Below are 24,389 nucleotides of genomic sequence, written 5' to 3' on the forward strand. Positions count from 1 at the left end.
CAAGCGACCGGGGTCATGCCATCTGGGCATCGGTGTTCCTCTGCGCGCATCCGGGTTACTCCGGCCGCGCTGGGCGGCGTCCTCCCCGCCTGCCATGACACGCTCGGCCCGCCGGAGATGGCAGGGTTGGGTCATGGAGGTTCTCGGTCATCGCGGTAGCAGGATCCCCGGCCCGGAGAACACGGTCGAGGCGGTGGACGCGGCGCTGCGGGCCGGCGCGGACGGCGTCGAGATCGACGTCCGCCGCAGCGCCGACGGGGACCTGATGTGCGTGCACGACGCCCGGCTGTCCCGGCCCGCCGGGCGGGCGGTCGTCCGCCAATCCACCGAGGCGCTGCGCGCCCGGGGCATCCCGCTGCTCGACGAGATCCTCGAGGTCTGGGCCGGTCGCGGCCGGCTGATCTGCGAGATCAAGAACCAGCCCGGCCAGCCCGACTTCGACGCCCCGCGGGAGCGCACGGCGCGGGCCCTCGCCGAGCGGCTGCGTGCCCGGGGCTGGACGGGCCCTCGGCCCACCGTGGCCGACCTCGACGCCGGCGCCGGCGGCATCACCGTGTCGTCGTTCGACTGGTTCGCCATCGAGGCCCTGCGCGACGCGGAGCTGGCGGTCACGACGGCGTTCCTGACGATGCCGCGGATGTCCGTCAGCGGCGGCCTCGCCTACGCCCGGTCCGCGGGCCACGCCGAGCTGCACGCCCACACCAGCGCCGTGCTCGGCTCGCCGGACGCGGGCGCCCGCGCCCGGCAGGCCGGCGTGCGCCTGGTGACGTGGACGGTCACCGCCGTCGACGCCGCGCGCCAGCTACGGGACGCAGGGGTTGCCGGGGCGATCTGCGACGACCCGGCCGAGGTCCGCCGAGCCCTCGGTGCCCCGGACGCCTCGCCCGGCGCGGGTGCGACGCAGGACGGCTGAGTCGAGACGGGCCGCCGCCGGCCAGGCAGCGCGCAGATCGTGCAGAGGGATAAATACAGCATTTCGGGCACAAGCCGTACCCGGATCTCGGCACGACTCCGTACACGAACGATCACGGGAGGAACGCGGTGGACCGGGTACGGCCGACCCACGGTGGGCCGGAGCCGAGCGGTCAGGCGGAAAGCCGGGCGGTCAGGCGATGACGCGCAGGGCGTGCGGGTGGTGGGTGAGCGCGACCTCGGCGTATTCGCCGAGATACTCGCCGTCCATCTGCAGCGGCAGCGGGTGATCCGCGAGGAACCGCATCGTGGCCGCGTCGTGGCGGCGCACGACGTTGCGCCCGCGCGGGCCGCGCCCGTCCCCCAGGATCTGCGAGGCCGTGCGCAGCACGCTGGACAGCCGCACCCGGCGCAGCGCCAGCAGGTCCAGCCCGGTGTCGAACGACGCCTCCGGGCAGGCCAGCACGGGGCGGGAGTTCAGGTAGGTCCACGGGCGGGTGTTGCAGACGATGCCGAGGGCGATGCGCTCCTCGGCGCTCTCGGCTGCCTCGCCGTCAGCCGCATTCCCGCCAGCCACGGCCCCGGTGGGAAGGCTGTGGGCGTCGGTCGTCTCCAAGGTGATGGGCGAGGCGCCCCGGTCGGCGCCGCGGGTCACCTGGCCCGCCGCCGTCCGCAGGAACAGACCGGCGGTGTTACGCCGGCCCTTGCGCCGCTTCTCCTCGGCCCGCGCGACCACCCGCGCGTCCAGGCCGATGCCGAAGCAGAACGTGAACCAGCGGCTCTCGCCGCCGTACTCGGCCTGGCCGAGGCTGATCCGACGGCTGCGCCCCTCGCGCAGCGCGTCCAGCAGCTCGCCGGTTGCCTCGACCGGCGAGGCCGAATATCCCAGGGCGCGGGCGAACACGTTCGTGCTGCCGCCCGGCACCACCGCGAGCGCCGGCCCGTCCTGGAGCGGGCCGTTCTGGAGCAGCCCGTTGGTGATCTCATTGACGGTGCCGTCCCCGCCGAGCGCGATCACCACGTCGACGCCGAGTTCGACGGCCCGCGCCCCCAGCTCGACCCCGTGGCCCCGGCCCTTGGTGAACACGGTCTCCATGGCAACGTCCGCCGCAAGCGCGCTGGCGAGGACGTCACGAACACGTTCGGTTGTGGTGGTGGCGACGGGGTTGACGACCAGCAGCCCTCGCATGCCTCTACCGTAGTCCGCCCGCCCATCCCGGGCGGCGGCTGGGAAAACTCTCACATCGGTGAAACCGGGGGGTCTGGGCGCCCGCGCCATCGCGACCGCCGGATCCCGGTCCCGGCCACCGATCGGTATCAATCGTCCTGATCGGGCGTGCGGGGGAGTCGCGTGACGCGAACGGCGAGGTGCCCCGCCCGCCGGCCTTGGAGGGACCGGTCTGGCGCTTAGGGGGACCGGTCTGGCGCTTAGGGGGACCGTTCTGGCGCTTAGGGGGACCGGTCTGACCTTTCGGGAGACCGGTCTGACCTTTCGGGGACGTAGTGTCAGGACCATGGGATCCACGAGCCGTCCCGAGCGGCCGGCCGGCGGCCGGTTCGACGGGCTGCGCGAGGCCGCGCGCACGGCGTCCGTGCCGGCCTGGGTGGCCAGCGTCCTGCTCGCCGCCGAGGCGCTCGTCCTGCTGGCGCTGGGCGTCCTGCAGGTGCTGCGCGGATTCGGCTCCGACATCGATGACGTCGGGCGCGCCGAGACCGGCGGGGTGCTCGCGATCCTCGGTGCCGCGGGCGTGGCGGTGCTGGCCGCGGGAGTGCTGCGGCGCGGCGCGTCCTACCGGTCGCCCACGCTCGTCGTCCAGATCCTGTGCCTGCCGGTGGCGTGGGGGTTGTTGCAGGCCGGCGACTACGGCTACGGCATCCCGCTGCTCGTCGTCCCGCTCGTGATCGTCGTGGCCCTGCTGGCCTCGGGTGGGTTCGGTCCGTCGGCGCCCGACGCCCGCGGCCCCGCTACCCCCGTGGGGCGGGACGAGGACGGGGATGCAGGCCGCAGCGACGGCCGGCGCGTCCCCCGCGGGCCGCGGCGTCCCTGATCGGCGTCGACTCTTAGGCGGCGTCGACTCTTAGGCGGCGCGCCAGCCGGCCGTCGGGGTCAGCCGTCCTCGAGCAGGCCGCGGCGAAGCTGGGCCAGGGTGCGGGCCAGCAGCCGGGACACGTGCATCTGGGAGATGCCGAGTTCGGTGGCGATCTGAGACTGGGTCATGTTGCCGAAGAAGCGCAGGAGCAGGATGCGCTTCTCCCGCGCCGGGAGCTTCTCCAGCAGCGGCTTGAGTGACTCGCGGTACTCCACGCCCTCCAGGGACTCGTCCTGGACGCCCAGGGTGTCCGCGACGGCGGGAGCCTCGTCGTCACCGGAGTCCGGCGCGTCGAGGGAGACCGCCGAGTAGGCGTTGGCCGATTCCAGCCCCTCGAGGACGTCCTCCTCGCTCATCTGCAGATGCCGGGCGATCTCGCTCACCGTGGGTGAGCGTCCGAGCGTCTGGGACAGCTCGGAGGTCGCCTTCGTCAGCGAGAGCTTGAGCTCCTGCAACCGGCGGGGAACCCGGATCGCCCAGCCCTTGTCGCGGAAATGCCGCTTGATCTCGCCGACGATCGTCGGGGTGGCATAGGTGGAGAACTCCACCCCGCGCTCCGGGTCGAACCGGTCCACCGACTTGATCAGGCCGATCGTGGCGACCTGGACGAGGTCGTCGAGCGGCTCACCCCGGTTGCGGAAGCGCCGGGCGAGGTACTCCACCAGCGGCAGGTGCATCCGGACGAGCTGGTCGCGGATGGCGGCGCGCTCCGCGTCGCCCTCGGGCAGTTCGGCGAGGCGCACGAACAGCGCGCGGGCCATCGCCCGGTCGGGAGAGTGGGCGCGGTCGGTGCTTTCGCGTTCACCCTCGCCCTCGGTGCTCGGCAGCGGTTGGACCGCGACCTCGGCGCCGAGGTCGCGGTCCTGGCCGCGCTCGGCGGGGTGTTCGTCCAGTGCGGCTCCCCGCTGGCTCAGCGCGGCCACCGGGTCGACCGCGGGCGTGTCCTGGCCGGCTGCCGTCCGGGGCGGCGTCGGGGTTCTGCCGGTCGACGTCACGATGTACCTACCGCGTCACCCAATGGTGTCTCGTCGGCCGCGCCCGATCCGCGGACGTGCCCCGCCGGGGGCTCGCCGAGATCCGCCCGCACGCCCCGGCGCTTCTGCAGCGTGATGCTCACCTTGTTGTCCGGGCCCGTCGAGGTCTCGACACCGCCCGCGAGGGCCTTGAGCACCGTCCAGGCGAAGGTGTCCTCCGAGGGGGGCTCGCCGTCGAGGCTCTCGACCGTCACCAGAACGTGCATCACTCCGGGCGAGAGCGTGAAGGTGCAGTCGAGCGACGATCCGGGCACCGCCGAGACGAGCAGCAGCGCGCACGCCTCGTCGACGGCGATCCGCAGGTCCTCGATGTCGTCGAGGGTGAAGTCGAGCCGGGCCGCGAGGGACGCCGTGGCGGTGCGCAGGACGGTTAGGTACGCGCTGGCCGCGGGCAGGGTGAGCGCGACGACGTCGCGCAGTCCGCCGGAGTGGGCGGTTTGGCTGTCGATGGTGTCGGAGTTCTCCGCGCCGCCGGTCGAAGGCGTCGGATCCACGTTCCTACCCCCAAAGAGCCTGCGTAGTGCGAGGAGGAACCCTCGCGGGTGGTCCGCCGGCCGGAGCCGGCCGAACGATGATGTTGTGGATGAGGGCCTTCCCGCCCGCCGACGGTGTAAAGCATCCCCACGGCGGCCGTGACGTCCCTCATGGCCAGATGGGATCCGCTCCGTCGGCGACCCGCGACGGCCACCACCTCCACCGTACCCAGCCGCTGGTGGGTCCCGCAGGTCGGGTGATCGCAAGTGGTCGCGGCCGGCCCCCCACGCGGCTCGCCGGCCGCCGGCCGGCCGCGGCACGCGGGGCCTCGGAACTGGACGAGCGGGACGGATCACGCCCCGAGCCGGATCGGATCAAGCCGGATCAGCCCGGACCGGCGGTGACGGCACCGGGGCGCGGGCGGGCCAGGGCGGCGAGGTCGGTGAGGGCGTCGCCGTCCACCCGCCAGGTCGACCACCCGGTCAGCGGCTGCGCCGCCAGCGAGCGGTAGAACGCCTGCGCCGGCGTGTTCCAGTCGAGCACGGCCCATTCCAGCCGCCGGTAGCCCCGTTCGACGCAGACCGCGGCGAGGGCGGCGAGCAGGGCCCGGCCGTGGCCGCCGCGGCGGTGCTCCGGCCGCACGAACAGGTCGATCAGGTACATGCCAGATTGGCCGGTCCAGGTGGAGAAGGTCGGATGCCAGATCGCGAAGCCCACGACCGGCGGCGGATGCGCCACCCCGGTCGGGGGTGCACCCCCGACCGGGGTGGCACCCCCGGCTGGCTCGTCGGCCGTGGCGACCAGGCAGTAGGCGGCCGCAACGGGGCCGAACAAAGCGGCGTGCAGATCGGCCGGGGTCATGGCGACCCGGTCCGGCTCGCGCTCGTAGGCGGCGAGCTCCCGGACCAGCTCCAGGACGACCTCGACGTCCCCCGGGCCGGCCACCCGGATCATCGCGAGCCGCCCGCCGTGGCGCCGGCGGCGCGTAGCTCGTCGTAGAAGGCCCGGCAGTCGCGGTAGGCCGGCAGCAGGCCCGCCGACTCGGCCTCCTTGAGCGAGGGGGCCGCGGCATCCTTCTCCGACAGCAGCGGCGTGAGGTCGTCGGGCCAGGGCAGGGCCAGATCGGGGTCGAGCGGGTTGACGCCGTGCTCGCGGCCGGGAGTGTAGGACGTCGAGCACAGGTAGGAGATCGCCGCGTCGTTGGTGAGCGCCATGAACGCGTGCCCCAGGCCCTCCGAGACGTACAGGCCCCGCCGGTCGACGTCGTCGAGCAGGACCGAGGCGAAGGTGCCGAACGTTGGCGATCCGGTGCGGATGTCGACCACGCAGTCGAGCACCCGCCCGCGTACGCACGTCACGTACTTCGCCTGGCTGGGTGGCACCTGAGCGTAGTGCACGCCACGGAGCGTCCCGGCCCGGCTGACGCTGTGATTGGCCTGCGACAGGGTCAGCGGATGGCCCACGACCTCGGCAAGCGCGTCGGAGCGGAACCACTCCAGGAAGGTCCCGCGGCTGTCGGAGTGCTGACGCGGGGTGAACACCCAGGCGTCCGGAACCGATAGTTCGCTGATCTCCACGAGAGCGAAGGTACCGGTTCGACCGAGCGTCTCCCAGCAGGCCGGACCGTTGGGCCGGTGCGCGTTGGCGCGCAGGTGTGGCTCTTGCGGAGCGCCGGCTCCGGTGGTGCGACCGGTGTCGCGTACCGGAGTCGGCGGTGCCCGCGTCGGCCGTCGGGGGTGACCCCCTCCCAGGCGGTGGGGCTCGTCTTCGGGTTCGGGTGGTAGGGCTGGAGCACCTTCGACAGCGTCGAAGCTTTGGCAGCGCCGGGCACCGCACGCGGGCCGCCGCGCTGGCGTGCATCCACGCCCGCGTCGCGAGCCAGCGCCGCGACGGGCTGCACACACTCCCGACCCGGCTCGCGAAAACCCACGTCACGGTCGTCGTCGAGGATCTGCATGTCGCCGGGATGGTCCGTAACCGGCGCCTCGCCCGCGCCGTCGCCGACACCGGGATGGCCGAGGTCCGCCGCCAGCTGGCTTACAGGACCGGCTGGTACGGATCGACGCTGGTCGTCGCGGACCGGTGGTATCCAAGCTCGAAGACCTGTTCCGGCTGCGGCTGGCGAAACCCAAGCCTGACCCTGGCCGAGCGCACCTTCACCTGCCAGTCCTGCGGGCTGGTCCTCGACCGTGACCTGAACGCCGCGGTCAACCTGCGCAGCCTCGTCGCCGGCAGTGCGTCGGAGACGGAAAACGCCCGTGGAGCCGACCGTAAGCCCCACTCCGGTGAGCGGGTGGCCATGAAACGGGAACCCGGCCCGGCTTCGGCCGGTCAGACCGGGAGCGCCGCCCCGCACGGGACGGCAGCGTGACCGGTGAGCGTCAAAGCTCACCGGAACGCAACGGTACAGCGCGCCGATGAAGCTCCAGAACAGGATCTGTACCAGCAGCGGCGTGCCCCGGAAGAACCAGATGTACAGCCAGGCGGGGCCGGCCACGACCGGGTTCGGCGACATCCGCAGGATGGCGAGCAGTACTCCGCCGCCGATCCCGATCGCCATCGCGATGACCGTCAGGCAGACGGTGGCCCACATGCCGCGTGGCACCGGCTCGGCGAACAGGTAGTCGCCGACGGTGCCCCACTGGAAGTCCGGACTGGTGACGAGGCCAAGCTGACGAAGGAGGGCGCCCCCATCGCGGCGAACACCAGGATGACCACACCGGCCGCCCACCGGCCGGGATGGCGCAGCGGCACTGCGTCGATCGGCTTGGCCATGGCGGCGCGCAACGGAGCGGGCAGCCCCGAGTCCTTCTGGTGGTGCCGGTCTGCACCGCCACCGTGTGCCCACACAGGTCGTCCGGCGAGGCGACCTCCGCCCCACCCTGGCCGCGGGTCATGAAGGAGGTACCCGCGGAGTAGTAGGTCACGAAGTCGACCTGCTTCTCCCGCTCCAAGGTGTCGGTGAAGGACGACATGCCGATGTCATATCGGCCGGAGGCGGGACCGGGCAGGACCGAGTCGAAGACCACCTGCGTGGGCTGGACCTTGAGACCCAGGACACCGCCGAGTGCGCGGCCCAGGTCGATATCCATTCCGATGATGCTTTTCCCGTCCGTGTCGAAGAACTCGTTCGGGGCGTAGGACGGGGCGGTGGCCACCGTGAGCGTCCCTTGTCGCGGCTGCTCTGGGGTAGTTGACCTGCGATGACGCTGTCGGTGGCGGTCGTCGTCGCCGGCGTGGCGGCGGAGTCGGAGTCGTCATCGCCACAGCCCGCCGCGATCGTCGGCAGAGCGAGGCTCATGACCAGGGCGGATATCCTCGCATCATGACGGAAAACGCCGCTGTGCACTGATGACCTTCTGGATCGGGTGAGGCGTTATGTGACGTGGACGGTGTCCGAGTGCACCCAATCCTGATCATGTGACGTCTCCGCTACGCTCGCGCGCCCGCTCCGTGTCGACATGTTTCGTTTGTGGTGAGGTTCGTCAGAGGTTCATCGTGGGCGAACCTTCCGCGTGAGCTGGACCGGGTCGGCGTGCGATATTGGATGTAACCCCGGGCAACCCCCGGGCGCTCGTCCCGCTTCATGATCACCACACGTCATGGGGTGGGACCGCTCAGGCCCGCCCTCCCGCGGACACGGCACGCATGGAGGGCGGGCGTCTTGTAGCGCCGCCCAGGTGGTACCACGATCGCCCGAGGGGCCACCGGCGGCATGTCCGAGGAGCAATCTCCGTGACCGCAACCACTGACCACTCGACCATCGACTCCACCGCCGCGTCGGAACTGGCCGGGGTCAGCCCGCGACCGTCCGACGACGATCCCGCCTTCGCCCTGCACCGCGGCGGGAAGATCGGCGTTGCGCTCACCGTCCCGCTGGAGAACCGCGAGGACCTCTCGCTGGCCTACACTCCCGGGGTCGCGCGGGTGTGCACGGCGATCGCCGAGACGCCGGCTCTCGCCGACGACTACACCTGGCGGGCCAACACCGTCGCCGTCGTCACCGACGGGACCGCCGTGCTCGGCCTCGGTGACATCGGTCCCGCGGGTTCCCTGCCGGTCATGGAGGGCAAGGCGGCGCTGTTCAAGCACTTCGGTGGTGTCGACGCCGTCCCGCTCGCGCTCGACTGCACCGACGTCGAGGAGATCGTCGAGACCGTCGTCCGGCTCGCGCCGAGCTTCGGCGGGATCAACCTGGAGGACATCTCGGCGCCGCGGTGCTTCGCGATCGAGCGCCTCCTGCAGGACCGCGTCGACATCCCGGTCTTCCACGACGACCAGCACGGCACCGCGATCGTCGCCCTGGCCGCGCTGGAGAACGCCGCCAAGCTGACCGGGCGCACCCTCGGCGACCTGCGTGCCGTGGTGTCCGGCGCGGGTGCGGCCGGAGTCGCGGTGACCCGCATCCTGCTGGCCGCCGGCATCGGCGACATCGCGGTCGGTGACAGCCGCGGCATCATCTACCCCGGCCGCGACGCCCTCACCCCGGTCAAGGCCGCGCTCGCCGCCGAGACCAACCGCGCCGGCCTGACCGGCTCGATCACCGACGCGCTGAGCGGCGCCGACGTCTTCCTCGGCCTGTCCTCCGGGCAGGTGCCGGAGGAGGCGGTCGCCACCATGGCCCCCGAGGCGATCATCTTCGCGATGGCGAACCCGGACCCCGAGGTGGAGCCCGCGATCGCCCACAAGTACGCCCGGATCGTGGCCACCGGGCGCAGCGACTACCCCAACCAGATCAATAACGTGCTGGCGTTCCCCGGCGTGTTCCGCGGTGCGCTCGACGTGCGGGCCAGCCGGGTGACGGAGGGCATGAAGCTCGCCGCCGCCAAGGCCCTCGCCGACGTGATCGCCGACGAGCTCGCCGAGGACCTCATCATCCCGAGCGTGTTCGACGCCCGGGTGGCCCCGGCCGTCTCCGCGGCGGTCGCCGCGGCCGCCCGGGCCGACGGGGTCGCCCGCCGCTGAGAGCGTCCGTAGCTGTCAGCGTCCGTAGCTGCCGGGGACCCCGCAGGCATCATCTGCCTGCGGGGTCCCCGAGCCGTCTGCGTGGGCTGGTGCGGCTGACGTGGCTGGGTGCGGCTGACGTGGCTGGTGCGGCCGCACGGGACCCGGTCAGACCCGGCCGCACCCCTGGCAGGGCCGGTTCTCGACGGCGTCGTCCAGCGGGCGCAGCGTCCCGCAGCCCTTGTAGGAGCAGCAGACGAAGTCCGCCGACATGACGGTGATGACCGGCGTGCCATCGATGATGACCGTGGCGGGTGCCTCCGCGATCGGGACAACCCGCCGGCGGCGCCAGCCCAGCCGCCGATGCGCCCCGCGGCGACCGGGCGTCTCTGGCATGTCATCCCGGGTCACCACGATCTGTCCACCGCACCGTCCACGCTTGTCGTAACCACGGCGATGAGTTCAGCACAACGGACCCGGGGACGCGCGGGCCGGGGCGGATGATCCCTGTTCGTCAGAATCGGTGTAGGAATCGGCATCGGAGTCGGAATCGGAGTCGCGGCTGGCCAGGGTCGCTCGCGCCTGGGATCGGGCGGCCGTAGGTTCGAGGGGTGCTCGCAGCCGCCGCGGTCTCCCTGCATCCCGATGCCCCTCTCGCTGGTCTGTCCGTCGGCGAGCAGCCTGAGCCCGCGCCCGCGGACGGGTGGGTCACCGTCACGGTGCGAGCCGCCTCGCTGAACCATCACGACCTCTTCAGTCTGCGTGGAGTGGGTCTGCCGGCCGACCGCCTCCCGATGATCCTCGGCTGTGACGCCGCCGGGGTGACCGCCGAGGGGGAGGAGGTCATCGTGCATGCGGTGATCGGTGATCCGGCGGCGGGGGGCGGCGACGAGACGCTGGACCCGCGGCGAACCCTACTGTCCGAGCTGCACCCGGGCACCCTCGCCGAGCGGGTCGCGGTGCCCCGGCGCAATCTCGTCCCGAAGCCGGCCGGGTTGTCCTGGGAGGAGGCGGCGTGCCTGCCGACCGCCTGGCTCACCGCCTACCGGATGGTGGTGTCCCGGGCCGGCCTGCCCGCCAGCGGCGGCGGGACGCTGCTCGTCCAGGGTGCGGGTGGCGGGGTGGCGACCGCCGCCCTGCTGATCGGTAAGGCCGCGGGGCACACCGTGTTCGTCACCTCGCGCGACGAGGGCAAGCGCACGCGGGCCGCGGCCCTCGGCGCCGACGAGGTGTTCGAGTCCGGCGCCCGGCTACCGCGGCGGGTCGACGCCGTCATCGAGACGGTCGGCGCCGCCACCTGGAGCCATTCGGTCCGGTCCCTGCGGCCCGGGGGCCGCATCGTCGTCTCCGGCGCGACCAGCGGCCCGAACCCGCCGGCCGAGCTCACCCGGATCTTCTTCCTGCAGTTGTCGGTCGTCGGCTCCACGATGGGCAGCCGGGAGGAACTCGTCGACCTGCTCGCCTTCCTGGAGCGCACCGGTGTCCGACCGCCGGTGCAGGAGGTGCGCCCGCTGTCCGCGGCGCGCGCGGCGTTCGAGCAGCTCGCCGACGGGGACGTCTTCGGCAAGCTGATCCTTACGCCGTGAGCGGCCCCGCCAGGGGGCAGCGCCAGAGGGTCAGAGATCGGCGTCGTCGTCGGGGCGCGCCAGCCAGGTGGCGAGGCGTTCGACGGCCTCTTCGAACTCCGGGTGGACGTCGACGAACGCCCGCAGCGAGTCGGCGAGCCCCTCGTAGGTCACCGTCTCCGCGCCGCGGCGGTCGGCGAGTTCCTCGATGCCCCGATCGGTGAAGTACATCCCCGCTCCCATCGTCCCCGACGGCGCCCGCGTCCCGCTGCCCAGCCGGACCAGGGGGCAGGCCGGCCGGGTCAGGACAGGACGGTCCCGGCGGGGCCGGGACCGTCCGTCATCCTTGTCGATCTCCGTCGATGCGTACCCGGCGGCTGCCCGGTGGGGGTGCCGCCCGGTGGTGGGTCAGTCCTCGAACGCGGCCTCGACGAGGGCCTGCTGCTCGCGCTCGTGCACCCGAGACGAACCCGACGCCGGCGCCGCCGCCGCCCGCCGGGAGATCCGGCGCAGGCGGATCCCGCCGGGCAGGAACTCGCCGAGGTTGAGCGCCATGTGCGGGTAGGCGCCCTGGTTCGCCGGCTCCTCCTGCACCCAGACGACGTCGGTCAGGTTCGGGTAGCGCTCGAGCGCCTTCGCCAGCTCCGGCCCGGGAGTCGGGTAGAGCTGCTCGACCCGCAGCAGCGCGAACCGCTCGGCGTCGTCGTGCCTGCCCCGGGCGGCGGCCAGGTCGTAGTAGACCTTGCCGGCCGAGAGCAGCACCCGGCGGACCGTCGACGGGTCGGTGACGAAGTCGTCGGGGATCACCGGCTGCCAGCTACCCTCGGTCAGCTCCGCCACCGTCGAGGTGGCGGCCTTCAGCCGCAGCATCGACTTGGGCGTGAAGACGACCAGCGGACGCCGCACCGGCGAGAGGGTCTGCCGGCGCAGCAGATGGAAGTAGCTGGCGGGCGACGACGGCGCCGAGACCGTCATGTTGTTGTCCGCGCACAGCGACAGGAACCGCTCGATGCGGGCGGAGGAGTGGTCCGGCCCCTGGCCCTCGTAACCGTGCGGGAGCAGCAGCGCCAGTGCCGAGCGCTGGCCCCACTTCGCCTCGCCCGCGCTGATGAACTCGTCGATGATCGACTGGGCGCCGTTGGCGAAGTCGCCGAACTGCGCCTCCCAGAGCACCAGCATGTCCGGCCGGGCAACCGCGTAGCCGTACTCGAAACCCATCGCCGCGAACTCGCTGAGCAGCGAGTCGTAGACGTAGAAGGTGCCGACGCCGTCGTTGGTCTCGGTCCCGTCGACGCCGTAGCGCAGCGTCCGCAGCGGGGTGTGGTCCTCGGCGCTGTGCCGGTCGACCAGCACGGCGTGCCGCTGGCCGAAGGTGCCGCGGCGGCTGTCCTGCCCGGTCAGGCGGATCGACCGGCCGTCGAGCATGAGGGTGCCGAACGCCAGGGTCTCGGCGAGCGCCCAGTCGATCGTGTCGGTCTCGACCATCTGGGCGCGCCGCTCGATCTGCGGGCGCAGCCGCGGGTGGACGGTGAAGCCGTCGGGCAGGGTGACCTGGGTGTCGACGACCTTCTTGACGGCCTCGGCGGAGACCGCGGTGCTGACCGCGGCGGCCGCGGCCGCCTCCTCCGGCGTGGTGACGATCCGCGGCTGCGGCGCGGCGCCGGACGGGGTGGTGTCCCGGGTCTGCGCGAACGCCTTCTCCAGCTCCGCGCGGTAGGACTTCATCGCCTGCTCGGCCTCGTCGCGGGTGATGTCCCCGCGGCCGATCAGCGCCTCGGTGTAGAGCTTGCGCACCGAGCGCTTGCTGGCGATGGTGTCGTACATCAGCGGCTGGGTGAACGACGGCTCGTCCATCTCGTTGTGGCCGCGCCGGCGGTAGCAGAGCAGGTCGATGACGACGTCCTTGTGGAACGCCTGGCGGTACTCGAAGGCCAGCGCCGCCACCCGCACGCACGCCTCGGGGTCGTCCCCGTTGACGTGGAAGATCGGCGCCTGGACCATCCGGGCGACGTCGGTGGCGTACACCGACGACCGGCTCGACTCGGGCGACGTGGTGAACCCGACCTGGTTGTTGATGACCAGGTGGATGGTGCCGCCGGTGCGGTAGCCGCGCAGCTGGGAGAGGTTCAGCGTCTCGGCGACGACCCCCTGGCCGGCGAACGCGGCGTCGCCATGGACGAGGACCGGCAGGACGGTGAAGCCGGCCGTGCCCTTGTCCAGGATGTCCTGCTTGGCCCGGACGACGCCCTCGGTGACCGGGTCGACGGCCTCCAGGTGCGACGGGTTCGCCACGACCGAGACGGGCACCTTGCGCCCCTCGCGGCCGGTGTACACGCCCTCCGCGCCCAGGTGGTACTTCACGTCGCCGGAGCCGTGCGCCGTCTGCGGGTCGAGGTGACCCTCGAACTCGGCGAAGATCTGCCGGTAGGACTTGCCGACGATGTTGGCGAGCACGTTCAGCCGGCCGCGGTGGGCCATGCCGATGACGACCTCGTCCATGCCCGCGTCGGCGGAGCGTTCCAGCACCTCGTCGAGCGTCGGGATCGTCGACTCGGCGCCCTCCAGCGAGAACCGGCGCTGGCCGACGTACTTCGTCTGCAGGAAGGACTCGAACGCCTCCGCGGCGCCGAGGCGCTCCAGCACGTGCAGCTGCTCGGCCGGGTCCGGGCGCTCCGCGGCCCGCTCGACCCGGGCCTGAATCCAGGCCCGCTCGTCGGGCTCCTGGATGTGCATGTACTCGATGCCGACCCGGCGGCAGTACGAGTCGCGCAGGACGCCGAGCACGTCGCGCAGCGACATCGTCCGCTGGCCCGCGAACCCGCCGACGGCGAACTCCCGGTCGAGGTCCCACAGCGTCAGCCCGTGACTGATGATGTCCAGGTCGGGGTGGCTGCGGATGGCGAACTCGAGCGGGTTGGTGTCGGCCATCAGGTGACCGCGCACCCGGTAGGCGTGGATCAGCTCCAGCACCCGGGCGTTGTGGTCGAGATCGCCCTCGTGCACCACGGGCATGTCCGCGACCCAGCGGATGGGCTCGTACGGCACCCGCAGCGACCGGAAGATCTCGTCGTAGAAGCCGTCCTCGCCCAGCAGGAGCTGGTGCATCCGGCGCAGGTACTCGCCGGACTGGGCGCCCTGGATGATGCGGTGGTCGTACGTGCTGGTCAGCGTGATCGTCTTGGAGATCGCGAGCCTGGCCAGCGTGTTGGCCGCGGCGCCGGAGAACTCGGCCGGGTACTCCATCGCGCCGACGCCGATGATCGTGCCCTGGCCCTCCATCAGCCGGGGCACCGAGTGCACCGTGCCGATGCCGCCGGGGTTGGTCAGGCTGATGGTGACGCCGGTGAAGTCGTCGGTGGTCAGCTTGTTCGCCCGAGCGCGGCGGACCAGGTCCTCATAAGCCACCCAGAACTGGTTGAAGTCCAGCGTCTCGGCCTTCTTCACCGCGGCCACGACGAGCTGGCGCCCCTTCGGGGTCACCAGGTCGATGGCGAGCCCGAGGTTGACGTGCTCCGGCTGGACGAGCGCCGGCTTGCCGCCGATCTCGGTGTAGAAGGCGTTCATGGCCGGGTGGTTGGCCAGCGCCTTGACCATCGCGTAGCCGATGATGTGCGTGAACGACACCTTGCCGCCGCTCGAGCGGGCCAGGTGCCGGTTGATGACGATGCGGTTGTCCGCGAGCAGCTTCGCCGGGAACGCCCGGACCGACGTGGCGGTCGGGACGTGCAGCGAGGTCTCCATGTTGCTGACCACGCGGGCGGCCGCGCCGCGCAGCGGCGTGGTGGCCGGCCCCTCGGCGCCAGCGGGGGCGGGTGCCGGCTGCTTGGCGGCCGCGGCGGGCTTGGCGGCAGCCGGCTTCGCGGGCGCGGGGGTTGCGGGCGCGGGGGTTGCGGGCGTGACGGGCTTCGCGGGCGGGGCCGGAGTGGGCACGGGCGCCGGCACCGCGGGCGGGGTAGGCTTCGCCGCGGGCGGCGCCGTGTGGGAGACCTCACCGTCGGGTGAAGTCCCGCTTGGTGCCACCTCCCCGGCAGGCGCGCCGGGGCTGGCCGGCGGCGCGGTGGGCCGGTAGTCGGAGAGGAACTCCTGCCACTCCGGCGACACGCTCTGCGGATCTTCGAGAAACTGCTGGTAGATCTCGAAGACCAGCCATTCATTGGGTCCGAAGTCAGGTCCTGACGCAGGAACCGTCGGTGCTGTCACGGGGCCATTCGCCTCTATCCACGGTCTCACTTCACGGCCTCCGAAAGGCCCTTCTGCCACCGTCTGCTCAGGCTACCCGCTCTGGACACCCAGGGCAGGGGCGGCCTCGCCCAGTCGGGTCACAGGCACTGTACGTGCCGGCCCGATGTCACCCTGCTGTCCACTCTGCCGGTATTGGTGTGGTCGGTCAGGCACGGAGGGTGGCCCATCGGGCTTGGCGATCGCCCCTCTCGATCCGGGCCGTTCGTCCGGTTTCCAGTGCGGGGAACACCCGGGGCGGTCCATCCGTTAAGCTGAGTGACGCCGGCCCGCATCATGGCCCCCGGACCCGATAAATGTCGCTTCGAGCGACCTACGCCCGTGAGGCGACCTGGCGGGCCGGCGTCTACTTAGTTGGCAATCGTGCAGCTCGCCCCGGCGGATCCGCCGGGGCGATTCTGCTGTTCGGACCTACCCGTGTCCGCGGTGCCCGCCCGCAGGTGTCCGCCCGCACCGGGACGGGGTCTTCGTCGGCGAGACCGCCGCCCGCCGCCCGCCGCCCGCCGTGGCGCCGTGGCGCCGGCCGCGCCCGTCGCGCCGCCGCACCTGCGGTCGCCATGGTTTCGGTGTGGATGCCCTGGCCTTCAGGTCGGGGAGGAAAGGCCGCCCCACATCGTTCACCGGTGGATCTTCTTTCCGTAGTATGGGTGCATGGCCCGTTTCCGGCTGTATCCGACGGTCGACCAGTCGGTGATTCCGGAAAATCATTGTGCGCATGCCCGGTAGGTGTGAAACCTCGCGGTGGAACGATAGTTGTGGTATCGGCCGTGGCGTGGTCCCGCGCTGGGTTATGCCGAGCAGAACCGGCAGTTGGCCGAGACCCGCCGAGCGTTCGGCTGACTCGCGGCGGGTAGTGTCGTCGTCCAGCAGCAGGTGTTGCAGGACGCCGCCGCGGCCATGGCCATTTTTTTCGCGGTTCGCATCGGAAACCCACGTTCCGGAAATCGGGCCGACGGGAGGATTTCCGGGTGGCGGTGCGACCAGGCGACGTCCGGCAGCTCAACCGCCGCTGGTCCGAGGCGAAAATCCCGAAGGTTGGCTGGGTGCGGTTCCGTCGTAGCCGTGCCGTGCCCCGGACGCCCGGTCCTACGCGAGGCCGACCGGCGCAAGGACCGGGCGGAGAAGACCAGCACCGGTCTCGCCCGCCGCTACGATCTGATCCGCGCCGAGGACCTGCGCATTCGGAGCATGACCCGGTCGGCGCGGGGCACGGTCGCGGAGCCGGGACGTAACGTGCGGCAGAAGGCCGGGTTGAACCGGGCGATCCTCGCGGCCGGCTGGGGTCTGCTCGGGCACCGGTTGGAACAGAAGGCCCCGGCCGGGTCGAGAGGATACCGGCTGCTTACCCGTCTCGGTGTTGCTCGATCCGCGGGCAGGTGGCCGCCGCGTCGCGTGAGAGCCAAGCGCGATTTCGGTGTGTCGCCTGCGGGTTCCGGTGCCACGCGGACGTCAACGCTGCCAGGAACATCGCCGCGGGACGCGCGGTGACTGCGCGGGCGGGCACGGCGCCGGCCGAACCGCGAACCGCGAACCTCAACACGACCGCCCTGCCTTCCGCTGGGTGCGTAGGAGTGGGAATCCACCGCCTTCACTTCAGGCGGGGGAGGACGTCAACCGAAGTGATTCCAGCCCCCGCGTCCGACGGTCGGCCGCCCGGCCAGGGTCACGCCTGTTCCGGGCAGCACCTGACCGATCCGTTCGCAGCCCGCGGGGACGCCCGCCGAAGGTGGCAGGCAGGCGACGAGCGCGTGGTCCTCGCCGCCGGTGAGTACCCAGTCGAGCGGGTCCGCCCCCAGCTCGGCGGCGGCCGACCGCAGCGGCGCGTCGGCAGCCAGGGCGGCCGGGTCGAGATCGATCCGCACCCCCGAGGCGGTGGCGATGTGGCCGAGGTCCTGGACCAGGCCGTCCGAGACGTCGCACATGGCGTGCGCGCCCACCGCGGCGAGCGTCGGGCCCAGCGGATAGGGCGGCCGGGGGCGGCGGTGCGCCGTGACCAGCCCCGCCCAGCCGGCATTCGCGTCGTGGTCGACGCCCGCGGTGAGCAGGGCCAGGCCAGCCTCGGCCCGGCCGACGGAGCCGGCGAGCACGACCACGTCGTCCGGCCGGGCCCCCGAGCGCAGCACCGGCGCCCGGCCCTCGAGATCGCCGAGAGCGGTTACCCCCAGCATGATCGAGTCGGCGGAGCTGATGTCGCCGCCTGCGACGGTGGCCCCGGCCCGCGCGCACTCGGCGGCGAGCCCGTCGGCCAGCGCCAGCGCCCAGTCGACGGTGAGATCACCCGGCGCGGCGAAGCCGACGAACAGCCCGGTCGGCCGGGCGCCCATCGCCGCCACGTCGGCGAGGTTCTGCGCCGCGGCCTTGTGCCCGACGTCCTCACCCGACGACCAGTCCCGCCGGAAGTGGCGACCCTCCAGCAGCAGGTCGGTGGTGACGACCACCCTGGCGTCCGGCGCGGCCAGCACCGCGGCATCGTCGCCCGGGCCGACGAGCACGTCGCGGCCGCGGGCGAAACGGGCGGTGATCGCGCGGATCAGCTCGAACTCCCCGAGATCCCGCAACGTCGCGGTCATGGCACCCCGGCGCCGCACTCGGCCCCGACGCCGCGGTCATGACGCCGCACCACCGGCGAGATCCCCGCCGAGGTGCCGCCGCCCGCGCCGCCGCCCGCGGCACCGAAGTGCCGGTGCCGCATGCTCAACCGCCCCCGCGGACCCGCGGACTCCACGCCCACGGGCCCAGCACACCCCTCCTGGCGGAATGACCGTGATCGCAACATCCACGTCACCTTTTTGTCATATGCCACTGAAAATCTGACGCGCGTGCATGACCAGTCCTGTCGTTCTGTGTGTCTCGTCCGGTCCGCCGGGACCCCGGGGGCCGGCCGACCGCGCGTCCAGGCGGCTCGTCACGGTGGGAGCCCGCCCGGCCGGCAGCGGGCACGGTAGGGCCGCCTGTGGCGCTGCAGCCAGGCCGGGGCAAGATCGAGGGAAAGCACTACCTGCCCTCCACCCCCGAGACCGTCACATGGGGCGAGCTGCCCAACGCACTGACCAGGCCGGTTCTCAGTATTGACTCCGGTGCCACGGTCACTTTCGACACGGTCAGCCCCGAGGGGATCCTCGGTGACCAAGGCCGTGACCCCGACGCGTTCCTCGCCAACCTCGGCGTGCCGCCGTCGGAGGTCCTCGCCGACGCCCGGGCCATCGCCGCCTCCGGCCTGCCGCACCGGTTCGGCGTGGACGCCCCGCACATCATCACCGGGCCGGTGCTCGTCCGCGGTGCCCAGCCCGGTGACGTGCTGCGGGTCGACGTCCTGTCGCTGCACCCACGGGCCCGGTACGGGATCATCTCCACCCGGCACGGCGCCGGCCTGCTCGCCGGGGAGTTTCCCGAGGGAGGTCCGCCCGAGTCGGACGCCGACGCGCGGCACTGGCAGCGCTTTCGCACCGTCACCACCTTCTGCGCCGTCGAACGCCGCCGCGGTCGCCTGTTCGGCTCGCTGACCGGCGCGAGCGGCGGACGGGCCCGCTTTCCGCTGGCTCCGTTCCTGGGCGTCATGGCAGTCGCCGTGGACAGTACCACCGAGGTCATTCCCTCCACCTCGGTCGGACTGCACGGCGGCGCCCTGGACAGCCGCGACCTCGGCATCGGCGCCCGGCTCTACCTGCCCGTCCAGGTCGGCGGCGCGCTGTTCGCCGTCGGCGACCCGCATTACGCCCTCGGCGACGGGAAGATCGGCGCGACGGCCCTGGAGGGCCCGCTGCGCGCGACGCTGCGCCTGACGGCGCTGCGGGAGACGGCCGCCCGCGCCGCCCTCGGCGCGCTGCGCGAGCCGTTCATCGAGACCGACACCGTCTGGGTCACCATGGGTCGCGACGCCGATCTGACCGAGGCGATCCGCCGCGCGACCCGCTCGGCGGTGCTGTTCCTGCAGAGCCGGGTCGGGCTCGAACGCGCCGAGGCACTGGCCTACCTGTCGGCGGCGGCGGACATCGGGGTGTGCCGGATCGGCCCGGGGGCGCAGACCGCGTTCTGCCGCATCCACCGGGTGGACTTCACCGAGCCGACGGCGGCGAAGCCCCGGCTGCACCGGCCGCCGTTCACCCGCATCGCCGTGGGCGCCGCGGGCGCCGCGGGCGACGCGGGGGACGCGGGGGACGCGGGGGACGTCGACGCCGAGCGCGACCTCGAGCCGGCCGTCCCGGCGGACGGGGCCAGACAACCGGTGGACGGCGAGCGGCCCGCCGCCGAGCACAGCGGGATCGGGACGGAGCGCGAACGCGTGCCCCGGTCCGCGAGTGCCGGGACGCCGCGTTCGGGGCCGGGCGAGCGGGCGGATCCTGATGCGCCCGGCGGTCCCGGCCCGGCCCGCCCGGACGCCGCCGCGGCGCCGTTCGAACCCGACGGGGTCGGCGGGCCACCGCCCTGACCGTCACCGGCCCGGCCGGCCGGGCCGGATGATCAGCCGGGCGAGAGGCCGGTGCCAGGGAAGCGCCGTGCGGCGGCCGGATCGCGCCGCTCGGCCGGCGCCGGCACGTCGTCGAGGCCCTCCAGCTCGGACAGCGCGATCGGGCGCCAACGGTGCAGCAGCTCGTCCGCGCCGGCCCTGACCGGCCCGTGGGCGGCGGGCGGGCCGGTCGGCACCCCCCGGCCGTCGGTGCCGTCCCGCTCCACCGGGATCGGGGTGATCCCGGTGGCCGCCAGTCGCGGCCACAGCGAGGCGAGCGCGGCCTCGGGGTCGAGTTCGAAGTCGGACTGGCGGACCCGCCAGAACCGCCACCCCGCCCGGCGCAGCTCCCGTTCCCGGTCGAACTCGCGGGCGATCTCCGTCGGCCCCGGGCCGACGTCGCCGTCGCATTCGACCGCGAGCCGTGCCCGCCCGCCGGCCACGACGAGGTCGACCCGCCGGCCGTTGACCTCCACCTGGGGCGTGACGAGGTAGCCGCGGCCGGCGAGGTGGCGGAACACCCGCTGCTCGAACAGCGAACCGAAGGCCGGATGGGGGCGGTCCGCGGCGACCTCGGCGAGCGGCGGCGTCACCCCACCGGGCAGCGGCGCGGCCGGGCGCGCCGCGGACAGCACGTAGCTGAGGTAGCTGTGGCGCAGGTCCTGGTGGTCGAGGTCGGCCGGCGACACCGAGTGGAACAGCCAGACCTGGTCGCGCGCCCGGGAGGCCGCGACGTTGAACCGCCGCTGGTACTCCAGCCGGGTCAGCGGGACCGGCCGGTCTCCCGGCGCGACGACCAGCGACAGGAACACGACATCGCGCTCGTCGCCCTGGAAATCGGCCGGTGTGCCCACCCGCAGCCGGCGGCGCAGGTGCTCGGCGGCCGACATCCGCTCGGCGAGCTGGTCGCGGATCAGCGTCGCCTGCGCGGTGCCCTGGGTGACCACCACCCCGAAGCTGAGCCCGGCGTAGCGCGGGTCCTCGGCACAGGCCAGGACCTGCGCGACGAGCGCCTCGGCCTCGGCCGGGTTGCGCGGCCCGGTCGGGGTGCCCGCGGTGAACCCGTGCGGGACGAACCGCGCGACCAGCGGCGTCAGCCGGTCCGCGCCGAACTGACGCAACGGCAGCAGCGGCGCATCCCGGTAGAACATCGCCGACGACCATTCGATGATCTCGGGCATGCAGCGGAAGTGTTCCCGCAGCCGGATCACCTCGCCGAAGCGGGTCCGCAGCAGGCTGAACAGACTGGATCGTGGGGTGAAACCGACGCGCAGCCAGGCCGGCACGTCCGGCAGCAGGGCGTCGAGCCGGTCGAGGACCGGGTCGAGCTCCTGCGCCGGATCGACCGGCGGGGTGCACTGACGGTCGTCTCCGACGACGATCACGCGGGGCGCCAGCCACAGCAGGAACAGGCTGTCGAGCCCGGCCTGGCTGCCCTCGTCGACGATGACGACGTCGAAGCTGTCGCGGACCGCCGGGATCGTCGAGAGCACCTCCCGGATCGGCATCACCCAGGCCGGCACCGCCGTCTGGGCGATCTCCATCGCCTCCCGGGCGGCCTGCCGGTAGCGCTCGGCGTGCCGACCGGCGAGGGTGCCACCGGCGGCGACGGTGTCGGCGTAGGCGCGCAGCGCGGCGGACTGCTCGGCGCCCATCCGCTCCAGGCAGTGCTTCCACGCCTTCGCCCCGGCCAGCTCCGCCGTGGCCGCGGCGAGGACGTCCTCGGCCGCGTCCAGCTGGGCGTCCAGGTCGACGGGCGACCCCGAGGCCCCGCCGCCAGGGGCCCCGCCGCCAGGGGCGCCGCCGACGCCGGCGGGGACGTCTGGACGCGGGGCGCGGGCCAGCCAGCTTGCCGCGACGGCCCAGGACCAGGCGGCCGAGAACGCCGCCAGCCGGGCCGGCCACGGATCATCGCCGCCGTCCTCGCGCCACCGCTCGCCGCCCGGGCCGCGGTCGAACCGGGCGGATTCCTCGATCGCGGCGGCGGCCACGAGATCCGCCAGTGCGGGATGGGCCGCGCGCAGCCGGCGGAGCAGTACGGCGCGCCGGGCGGCGGCCTGCCTGCCGGGCCATCGCGGCGTCGAGCGCAGGCGCGGGCGCCGGCGTAGGCGTCGGCGTCGCGGGCCCGGCAGGCGGCGGCCACGGCGCCGAGCTCGGCGGCCAGCCCGGCGGGTGTACCCGGGTCGGTGGCGAGCCGGTCGTACCCGTCGGCGAGGTCGGCCAGCGCCCGGTCGGCCTCGGCCGCGGCCGCCATCGGTTCGAGCGCGGCCATCGCCGCGGCCAGATCCCGCCCGCCCACGGCGGAGTCGATCGCGACCGGGTTCCCAGGCGCCGCCTCGGCGGCGAGGGCCACGACCCGGTCCCGCGCGGCCACGACGGCGTCGATTCCCTCGATGGCCTGCTGCCCCTCGACCAGCCGGGACAGCCGGACCTCGAGCGGATCGCCGGAGCGCGGCGGGCGGCCCACCAGGGTCCAGCCGCGGCCAGCCGCCTCGACGGCGAGCTCCGCCCGAAGCCGGGTCAGGACGAGGTCGAGCAGCTCCGGGGTGGTCGGCGCGACCCCGTCGACGGTCACCTGCCGCAGCAGCGCGTCGGCCTCCCGCTGGACCTTCGGCCGGAAGCGTCGCCGGAGCTCGGCGCCGCCATCCAGGTGGGCCCGCAGAGCCTCGGCACGGGGGAGCAGTGCGGCGGGATCGAGCTCGGCGGCTCGCTCGGCGCCGCCGGGCTCGTCCTCGGTGCCCGCCGTCCCGGTGCCTTCAGGCCCGGTTCCGGAAGACCCGGTGGCCGGCCCCCCGCGCTCGTCGCCGTCCGCGGCGCGGGCCGGATCCGTGGCGGTGCCGGCGGAGGGCAGTACCACGGCGTGCAGGCCGAGGTCGTCGACGTGCCGGGCCGCCTCGGCGATGAGCGGCGCGGCGGCGCTCACCTTGGCCCACAGCAGGCGGTCCCGCCCGGCGAGGGCGTCGTCGAGGGCGGCAGGGATCCAGTCCCGCTCCGGCCCGCGGGCGCCGTGCGCGGTCAGGTCGTCGAGGGCGCGGACGAGGACGGTCACCGCCGCCCGCAGCGGGCCGGTCGGCGACGACCCGGGCTCGGCCGCGGCGACCTCGTCCAGGAAGCCGCGGGCGGCGGCGGTGACCCCGGCTCGGGCCGCCTCGGCCGTCTGCCGGGCCGTGCGGTCCGCGGTCACCAGCGCGGCGAAGCGCTCCGCTGCCAGAACCGGCGGCAGCGTGCGGGCCGGGATGTCCGCCCGGTCCGCTGGCTGCGCCGCGTCCTTCGAGGCCGCGTCCATTGCGGCCGCGTTCGGCGGGGCCGGGTCGTTCGGGGCCGGGTCGTTCGGGGCCGGGTCGTTCGGGGCGGAGCGCAGCAGGGAGTACAGCTCCACCGCCTCGGCGTCGGTCAGCGGCGCGGGCCGCTCGCCGCCGACTCGCGCGGGCGGCACGGGCAGCGGCAACCAGTCGTAGACCTCGCCACCGGCGCGCACCCGGGCGGCGATGCTCGCCCGGGTCCCGCCCCAGCCCGCGGCGCCGACCTCGCTGTCCGCGTGCACGGCCCGCTCGGCGGCCCGCGCGTCGCGGGCCCGCTCGGCGAGCTCGGCCCGGGAGCGCAGGGCCTCGGCCCGCCGCCGTGCGGCCTGGTCGATCCGGCGGTCGAGCGCCTCGGGATGGTAGACCGCCTTCTCCGCGGCCAGGGCGCTCACACTCGCGGCGAGCTCGGGCGAACCCACCCCGTCCATCCCACCGGCGTCCCTCCCACCGGCGTCCCTCCCACCGGCGCCACCGCCGACGGGGCCGGACGCCTCCTCGACGTCGGTGAGCGACACGCACAGCCGCTGCAGCTCGGGCGGCAGCTTCTCCCGCAGCACCCGCAGGGCCTGCGCCTTCTGACTGGTGACGAGGACCCGCTGACCCTCGGCGAGCAGCGCGGAGATCAGGTTCGCGATCGTGTGGGTCTTGCCGGTGCCGGGCGGGCCCTCGACGACGACGCCGTTGTCGTGGCGCAGCCGTTCGAGCACCCGGGCCTGCTCGGGGCTGGCCGGCAGCGGCAGCAGCGGGTCGGCGCCGAGCTCGGCGCCGCTCGTCGCGCCCTCGGCGGCGAGCCAGGCGAGCCGTTCGGTGGCGTCCAGCGTCGCGACGAGCTGGACCAGGCCCAGCGGCGGCGGGCCGTCGCCGCGCAACGTCTCCAGCATCCGCTCGTAGTAGGTCAGCAGCGAGGCCTGATCGCGCACGCGCAGCACGAGGGCCGGGGCGAAGGTCACCCGGGGGCGGGCCGCGCCGTCCGGCGGTGGCGGTGGAGCGTCCTGCGGCTCGAAGCCGTCCACCGGCACGTCCAGGGCCAGGGTCAGCCAGTCCCGCAGTAGCCGCGCGTCGTCCGCGCCGAGCGGGGCCGGTGGCCGGTTGTGCAGGCGTTCGTGCAGGTGGTTGGTCCGTTCCCGGCGGAACCCGGCGAGGCCGTCGAGCAGCGGGCCGTCGCCCAGCCGGGTGGCTCCGCCCGCCGGCACCCGCACCCGGATGTCCGAGCTGACCGGGTCGATCTCGCAGCTCACCCGGGTGGACAGCAGGTGCTCGCGGATGAGCGGGCCGCCGGGCGGCTGCCAGGTGAGCAGCCCGGTGGCCAGCACCAGTTCCAGCGCGTCGCCCTCCTGAGCCACCCGGGCGGCGACGGCGTGCAGCGTGTTGTGCAGGGCGCG

17 protein-coding genes and 2 pseudogenes are annotated in these 24,389 nt (G+C 73.6%); 6 read left to right on the plus strand and 13 right to left on the minus strand.

From position 1 onward, the window contains the following. Positions 1–133 precede the first annotated feature (133 nt). Positions 134–913: a glycerophosphodiester phosphodiesterase gene (locus FRAQA3DRAFT_RS26680; protein WP_009742167.1), complete on the plus strand. Its 780-nt coding sequence runs from the start codon at positions 134–136 to the stop codon at positions 911–913. A 192-nt stretch (positions 914–1,105) separates the two neighbouring features. On the opposite strand, the gene FRAQA3DRAFT_RS26685 is transcribed toward FRAQA3DRAFT_RS26680, so the two are convergent. Then, positions 1,106–2,101 carry a diacylglycerol kinase family protein gene (locus tag FRAQA3DRAFT_RS26685; RefSeq protein WP_035921564.1) on the minus strand — a complete coding sequence of 332 codons (996 nt, stop codon included), beginning with the start codon at positions 2,099–2,101 and terminating at the stop codon, positions 1,106–1,108. Positions 2,102–2,426: 325 nt separating this feature from the next. On the opposite strand from FRAQA3DRAFT_RS26685, the gene FRAQA3DRAFT_RS26690 reads away from it, so the two are divergent. Beyond that, a complete protein-coding gene (locus FRAQA3DRAFT_RS26690) occupies positions 2,427–2,960 on the plus strand; it encodes a hypothetical protein (RefSeq protein ID WP_009742169.1) in 534 nt (177 codons plus the stop codon). Between the two features lie 59 nt (positions 2,961–3,019). Here FRAQA3DRAFT_RS26690 and FRAQA3DRAFT_RS26695 read toward each other — a convergent pair whose 3' ends face one another. The 4 genes from FRAQA3DRAFT_RS26695 to FRAQA3DRAFT_RS26710 form a co-directional block, all read right to left on the minus strand. Beyond that, positions 3,020–3,997, minus strand: coding sequence for an RNA polymerase sigma factor SigF (locus FRAQA3DRAFT_RS26695; protein ID WP_009742170.1), 978 nt, complete (start codon positions 3,995–3,997; stop codon positions 3,020–3,022). Beyond that, on the minus strand, positions 3,994–4,530 hold the full coding sequence (locus tag FRAQA3DRAFT_RS26700; RefSeq protein ID WP_009742171.1) for an anti-sigma factor: 537 nt from the start codon (positions 4,528–4,530) through the stop codon (positions 3,994–3,996). Before FRAQA3DRAFT_RS26700 ends, FRAQA3DRAFT_RS26695 begins: the two co-directional genes overlap by 4 nt. Positions 4,531–4,894: 364 nt before the next feature. Continuing rightward, entirely contained in the window at positions 4,895–5,464 is a 570-nt protein-coding gene (locus tag FRAQA3DRAFT_RS26705; RefSeq protein WP_009742172.1) for a GNAT family N-acetyltransferase, read from the minus strand. Beyond that, on the minus strand, positions 5,461–6,087 hold the full coding sequence (locus FRAQA3DRAFT_RS26710; protein ID WP_009742173.1) for a dTDP-4-dehydrorhamnose 3,5-epimerase family protein: 627 nt from the start codon (positions 6,085–6,087) through the stop codon (positions 5,461–5,463). Before FRAQA3DRAFT_RS26710 ends, FRAQA3DRAFT_RS26705 begins: the two co-directional genes overlap by 4 nt. Before the next feature lie 200 nt (positions 6,088–6,287). Here FRAQA3DRAFT_RS26710 and FRAQA3DRAFT_RS26715 point away from each other — a divergent pair, with 200 nt between their 5' ends. After that, on the plus strand, positions 6,288–6,881 hold the full coding sequence (locus FRAQA3DRAFT_RS26715) for an RNA-guided endonuclease TnpB family protein (RefSeq protein ID WP_369809381.1): 594 nt from the start codon (positions 6,288–6,290) through the stop codon (positions 6,879–6,881). A 108-nt stretch (positions 6,882–6,989) separates the two neighbouring features. On the opposite strand, the pseudogene FRAQA3DRAFT_RS37740 reads toward FRAQA3DRAFT_RS26715, so the two are convergent. Then, positions 6,990–7,103 (minus strand): annotated as a pseudogene (locus tag FRAQA3DRAFT_RS37740) (amino acid ABC transporter permease); the annotation flags it as partial. A gap of 277 nt (positions 7,104–7,380) precedes the next feature. Beyond that, positions 7,381–7,668, minus strand: a pseudogene (locus FRAQA3DRAFT_RS33735) (transporter substrate-binding domain-containing protein); the annotation flags it as partial. 577 nt (positions 7,669–8,245) lie between these two features. Between FRAQA3DRAFT_RS33735 and FRAQA3DRAFT_RS26725 the strand changes: the two are divergent. After that, positions 8,246–9,475, plus strand: coding sequence for an NADP-dependent malic enzyme (locus tag FRAQA3DRAFT_RS26725; protein ID WP_009742174.1), 1,230 nt, complete (start codon positions 8,246–8,248; stop codon positions 9,473–9,475). A 147-nt stretch (positions 9,476–9,622) separates the two neighbouring features. Here FRAQA3DRAFT_RS26725 and FRAQA3DRAFT_RS26730 read toward each other — a convergent pair whose 3' ends face one another. Next, positions 9,623–9,850, minus strand: coding sequence for a hypothetical protein (locus tag FRAQA3DRAFT_RS26730; RefSeq protein WP_232291783.1), 228 nt, complete (start codon positions 9,848–9,850; stop codon positions 9,623–9,625). A 215-nt stretch (positions 9,851–10,065) separates the two neighbouring features. Between FRAQA3DRAFT_RS26730 and FRAQA3DRAFT_RS26735 the strand changes: the two genes are divergently transcribed. Continuing rightward, positions 10,066–11,040 carry a zinc-binding dehydrogenase gene (locus tag FRAQA3DRAFT_RS26735; RefSeq protein ID WP_009742176.1) on the plus strand — a complete coding sequence of 325 codons (975 nt, stop codon included), beginning with the start codon at positions 10,066–10,068 and terminating at the stop codon, positions 11,038–11,040. A gap of 30 nt (positions 11,041–11,070) precedes the next feature. Here FRAQA3DRAFT_RS26735 and FRAQA3DRAFT_RS26740 read toward each other — a convergent pair whose 3' ends face one another. The 3 genes from FRAQA3DRAFT_RS26740 to FRAQA3DRAFT_RS26750 all read right to left on the minus strand — a co-directional run bounded on the left by FRAQA3DRAFT_RS26740 (position 11,071) and on the right by FRAQA3DRAFT_RS26750 (position 17,828). Then, the gene (locus FRAQA3DRAFT_RS26740) at positions 11,071–11,250 is read right to left on the minus strand and encodes a DUF6104 family protein (RefSeq protein WP_009742177.1); all 180 of its coding nucleotides are present in this window, start codon (positions 11,248–11,250) and stop codon (positions 11,071–11,073) included. 177 nt (positions 11,251–11,427) lie between these two features. Continuing rightward, complete coding sequence (locus tag FRAQA3DRAFT_RS26745; protein ID WP_035921569.1) at positions 11,428–15,219, minus strand: multifunctional oxoglutarate decarboxylase/oxoglutarate dehydrogenase thiamine pyrophosphate-binding subunit/dihydrolipoyllysine-residue succinyltransferase subunit; 3,792 nt, start codon at positions 15,217–15,219, stop codon at positions 11,428–11,430. 1,649 nt (positions 15,220–16,868) lie between these two features. After that, a complete protein-coding gene (locus FRAQA3DRAFT_RS26750) occupies positions 16,869–17,828 on the minus strand; it encodes a thiamine-phosphate kinase (RefSeq protein WP_009742179.1) in 960 nt (319 codons plus the stop codon). A 383-nt stretch (positions 17,829–18,211) separates the two neighbouring features. Between FRAQA3DRAFT_RS26750 and FRAQA3DRAFT_RS26755 the strand changes: the two genes are divergently transcribed. Beyond that, a complete protein-coding gene (locus FRAQA3DRAFT_RS26755) occupies positions 18,212–19,687 on the plus strand; it encodes an acetamidase/formamidase family protein (RefSeq protein WP_085950047.1) in 1,476 nt (491 codons plus the stop codon). A gap of 32 nt (positions 19,688–19,719) precedes the next feature. Here the strand turns inward: FRAQA3DRAFT_RS26755 and FRAQA3DRAFT_RS37750 are convergent, their stop codons facing one another. Together FRAQA3DRAFT_RS37750 and FRAQA3DRAFT_RS31860 are read right to left on the minus strand one after the other, a co-directional pair. Continuing rightward, complete coding sequence (locus FRAQA3DRAFT_RS37750) at positions 19,720–21,249, minus strand: AAA domain-containing protein (RefSeq protein WP_369809482.1); 1,530 nt, start codon at positions 21,247–21,249, stop codon at positions 19,720–19,722. Continuing rightward, the coding region (locus FRAQA3DRAFT_RS31860) for an AAA family ATPase (protein WP_157468759.1) at positions 21,213–24,389 on the minus strand (3,177 nt) is incomplete at its 5' end. The genes FRAQA3DRAFT_RS31860 and FRAQA3DRAFT_RS37750, both read right to left, overlap by 37 nt.

Source organism: Frankia sp. QA3 (assembly GCF_000262465.1).
Lineage (GTDB): Bacteria > Actinomycetota > Actinomycetes > Frankiales > Frankiaceae > Frankia.

What these genes read in the sequence shown, in the direction of transcription:
- FRAQA3DRAFT_RS26690 (WP_009742169.1), top strand. Translation starts at nt 2,427, where the DNA reads ATGGGATCCACGAGCCGTCCCGAGCGGCCGGCCGGCGGCCGGTTCGAC.
- FRAQA3DRAFT_RS26750 (WP_009742179.1), bottom strand. Translation starts at nt 17,828, where the DNA reads ATGACCGCGACGTTGCGGGATCTCGGGGAGTTCGAGCTGATCCGCGCG.
- FRAQA3DRAFT_RS26730 (WP_232291783.1), bottom strand. Translation starts at nt 9,850, where the DNA reads ATGCCAGAGACGCCCGGTCGCCGCGGGGCGCATCGGCGGCTGGGCTGG.
- FRAQA3DRAFT_RS26680 (WP_009742167.1), top strand. Translation starts at nt 134, where the DNA reads ATGGAGGTTCTCGGTCATCGCGGTAGCAGGATCCCCGGCCCGGAGAAC.
- FRAQA3DRAFT_RS26740 (WP_009742177.1), bottom strand. Translation starts at nt 11,250, where the DNA reads ATGTACTTCACCGATCGGGGCATCGAGGAACTCGCCGACCGCCGCGGC.
- FRAQA3DRAFT_RS37750 (WP_369809482.1), bottom strand. Translation starts at nt 21,249, where the DNA reads ATGGAGATCGCCCAGACGGCGGTGCCGGCCTGGGTGATGCCGATCCGG.
- FRAQA3DRAFT_RS26685 (WP_035921564.1), bottom strand. Translation starts at nt 2,101, where the DNA reads ATGCGAGGGCTGCTGGTCGTCAACCCCGTCGCCACCACCACAACCGAA.
- FRAQA3DRAFT_RS26705 (WP_009742172.1), bottom strand. Translation starts at nt 5,464, where the DNA reads ATGATCCGGGTGGCCGGCCCGGGGGACGTCGAGGTCGTCCTGGAGCTG.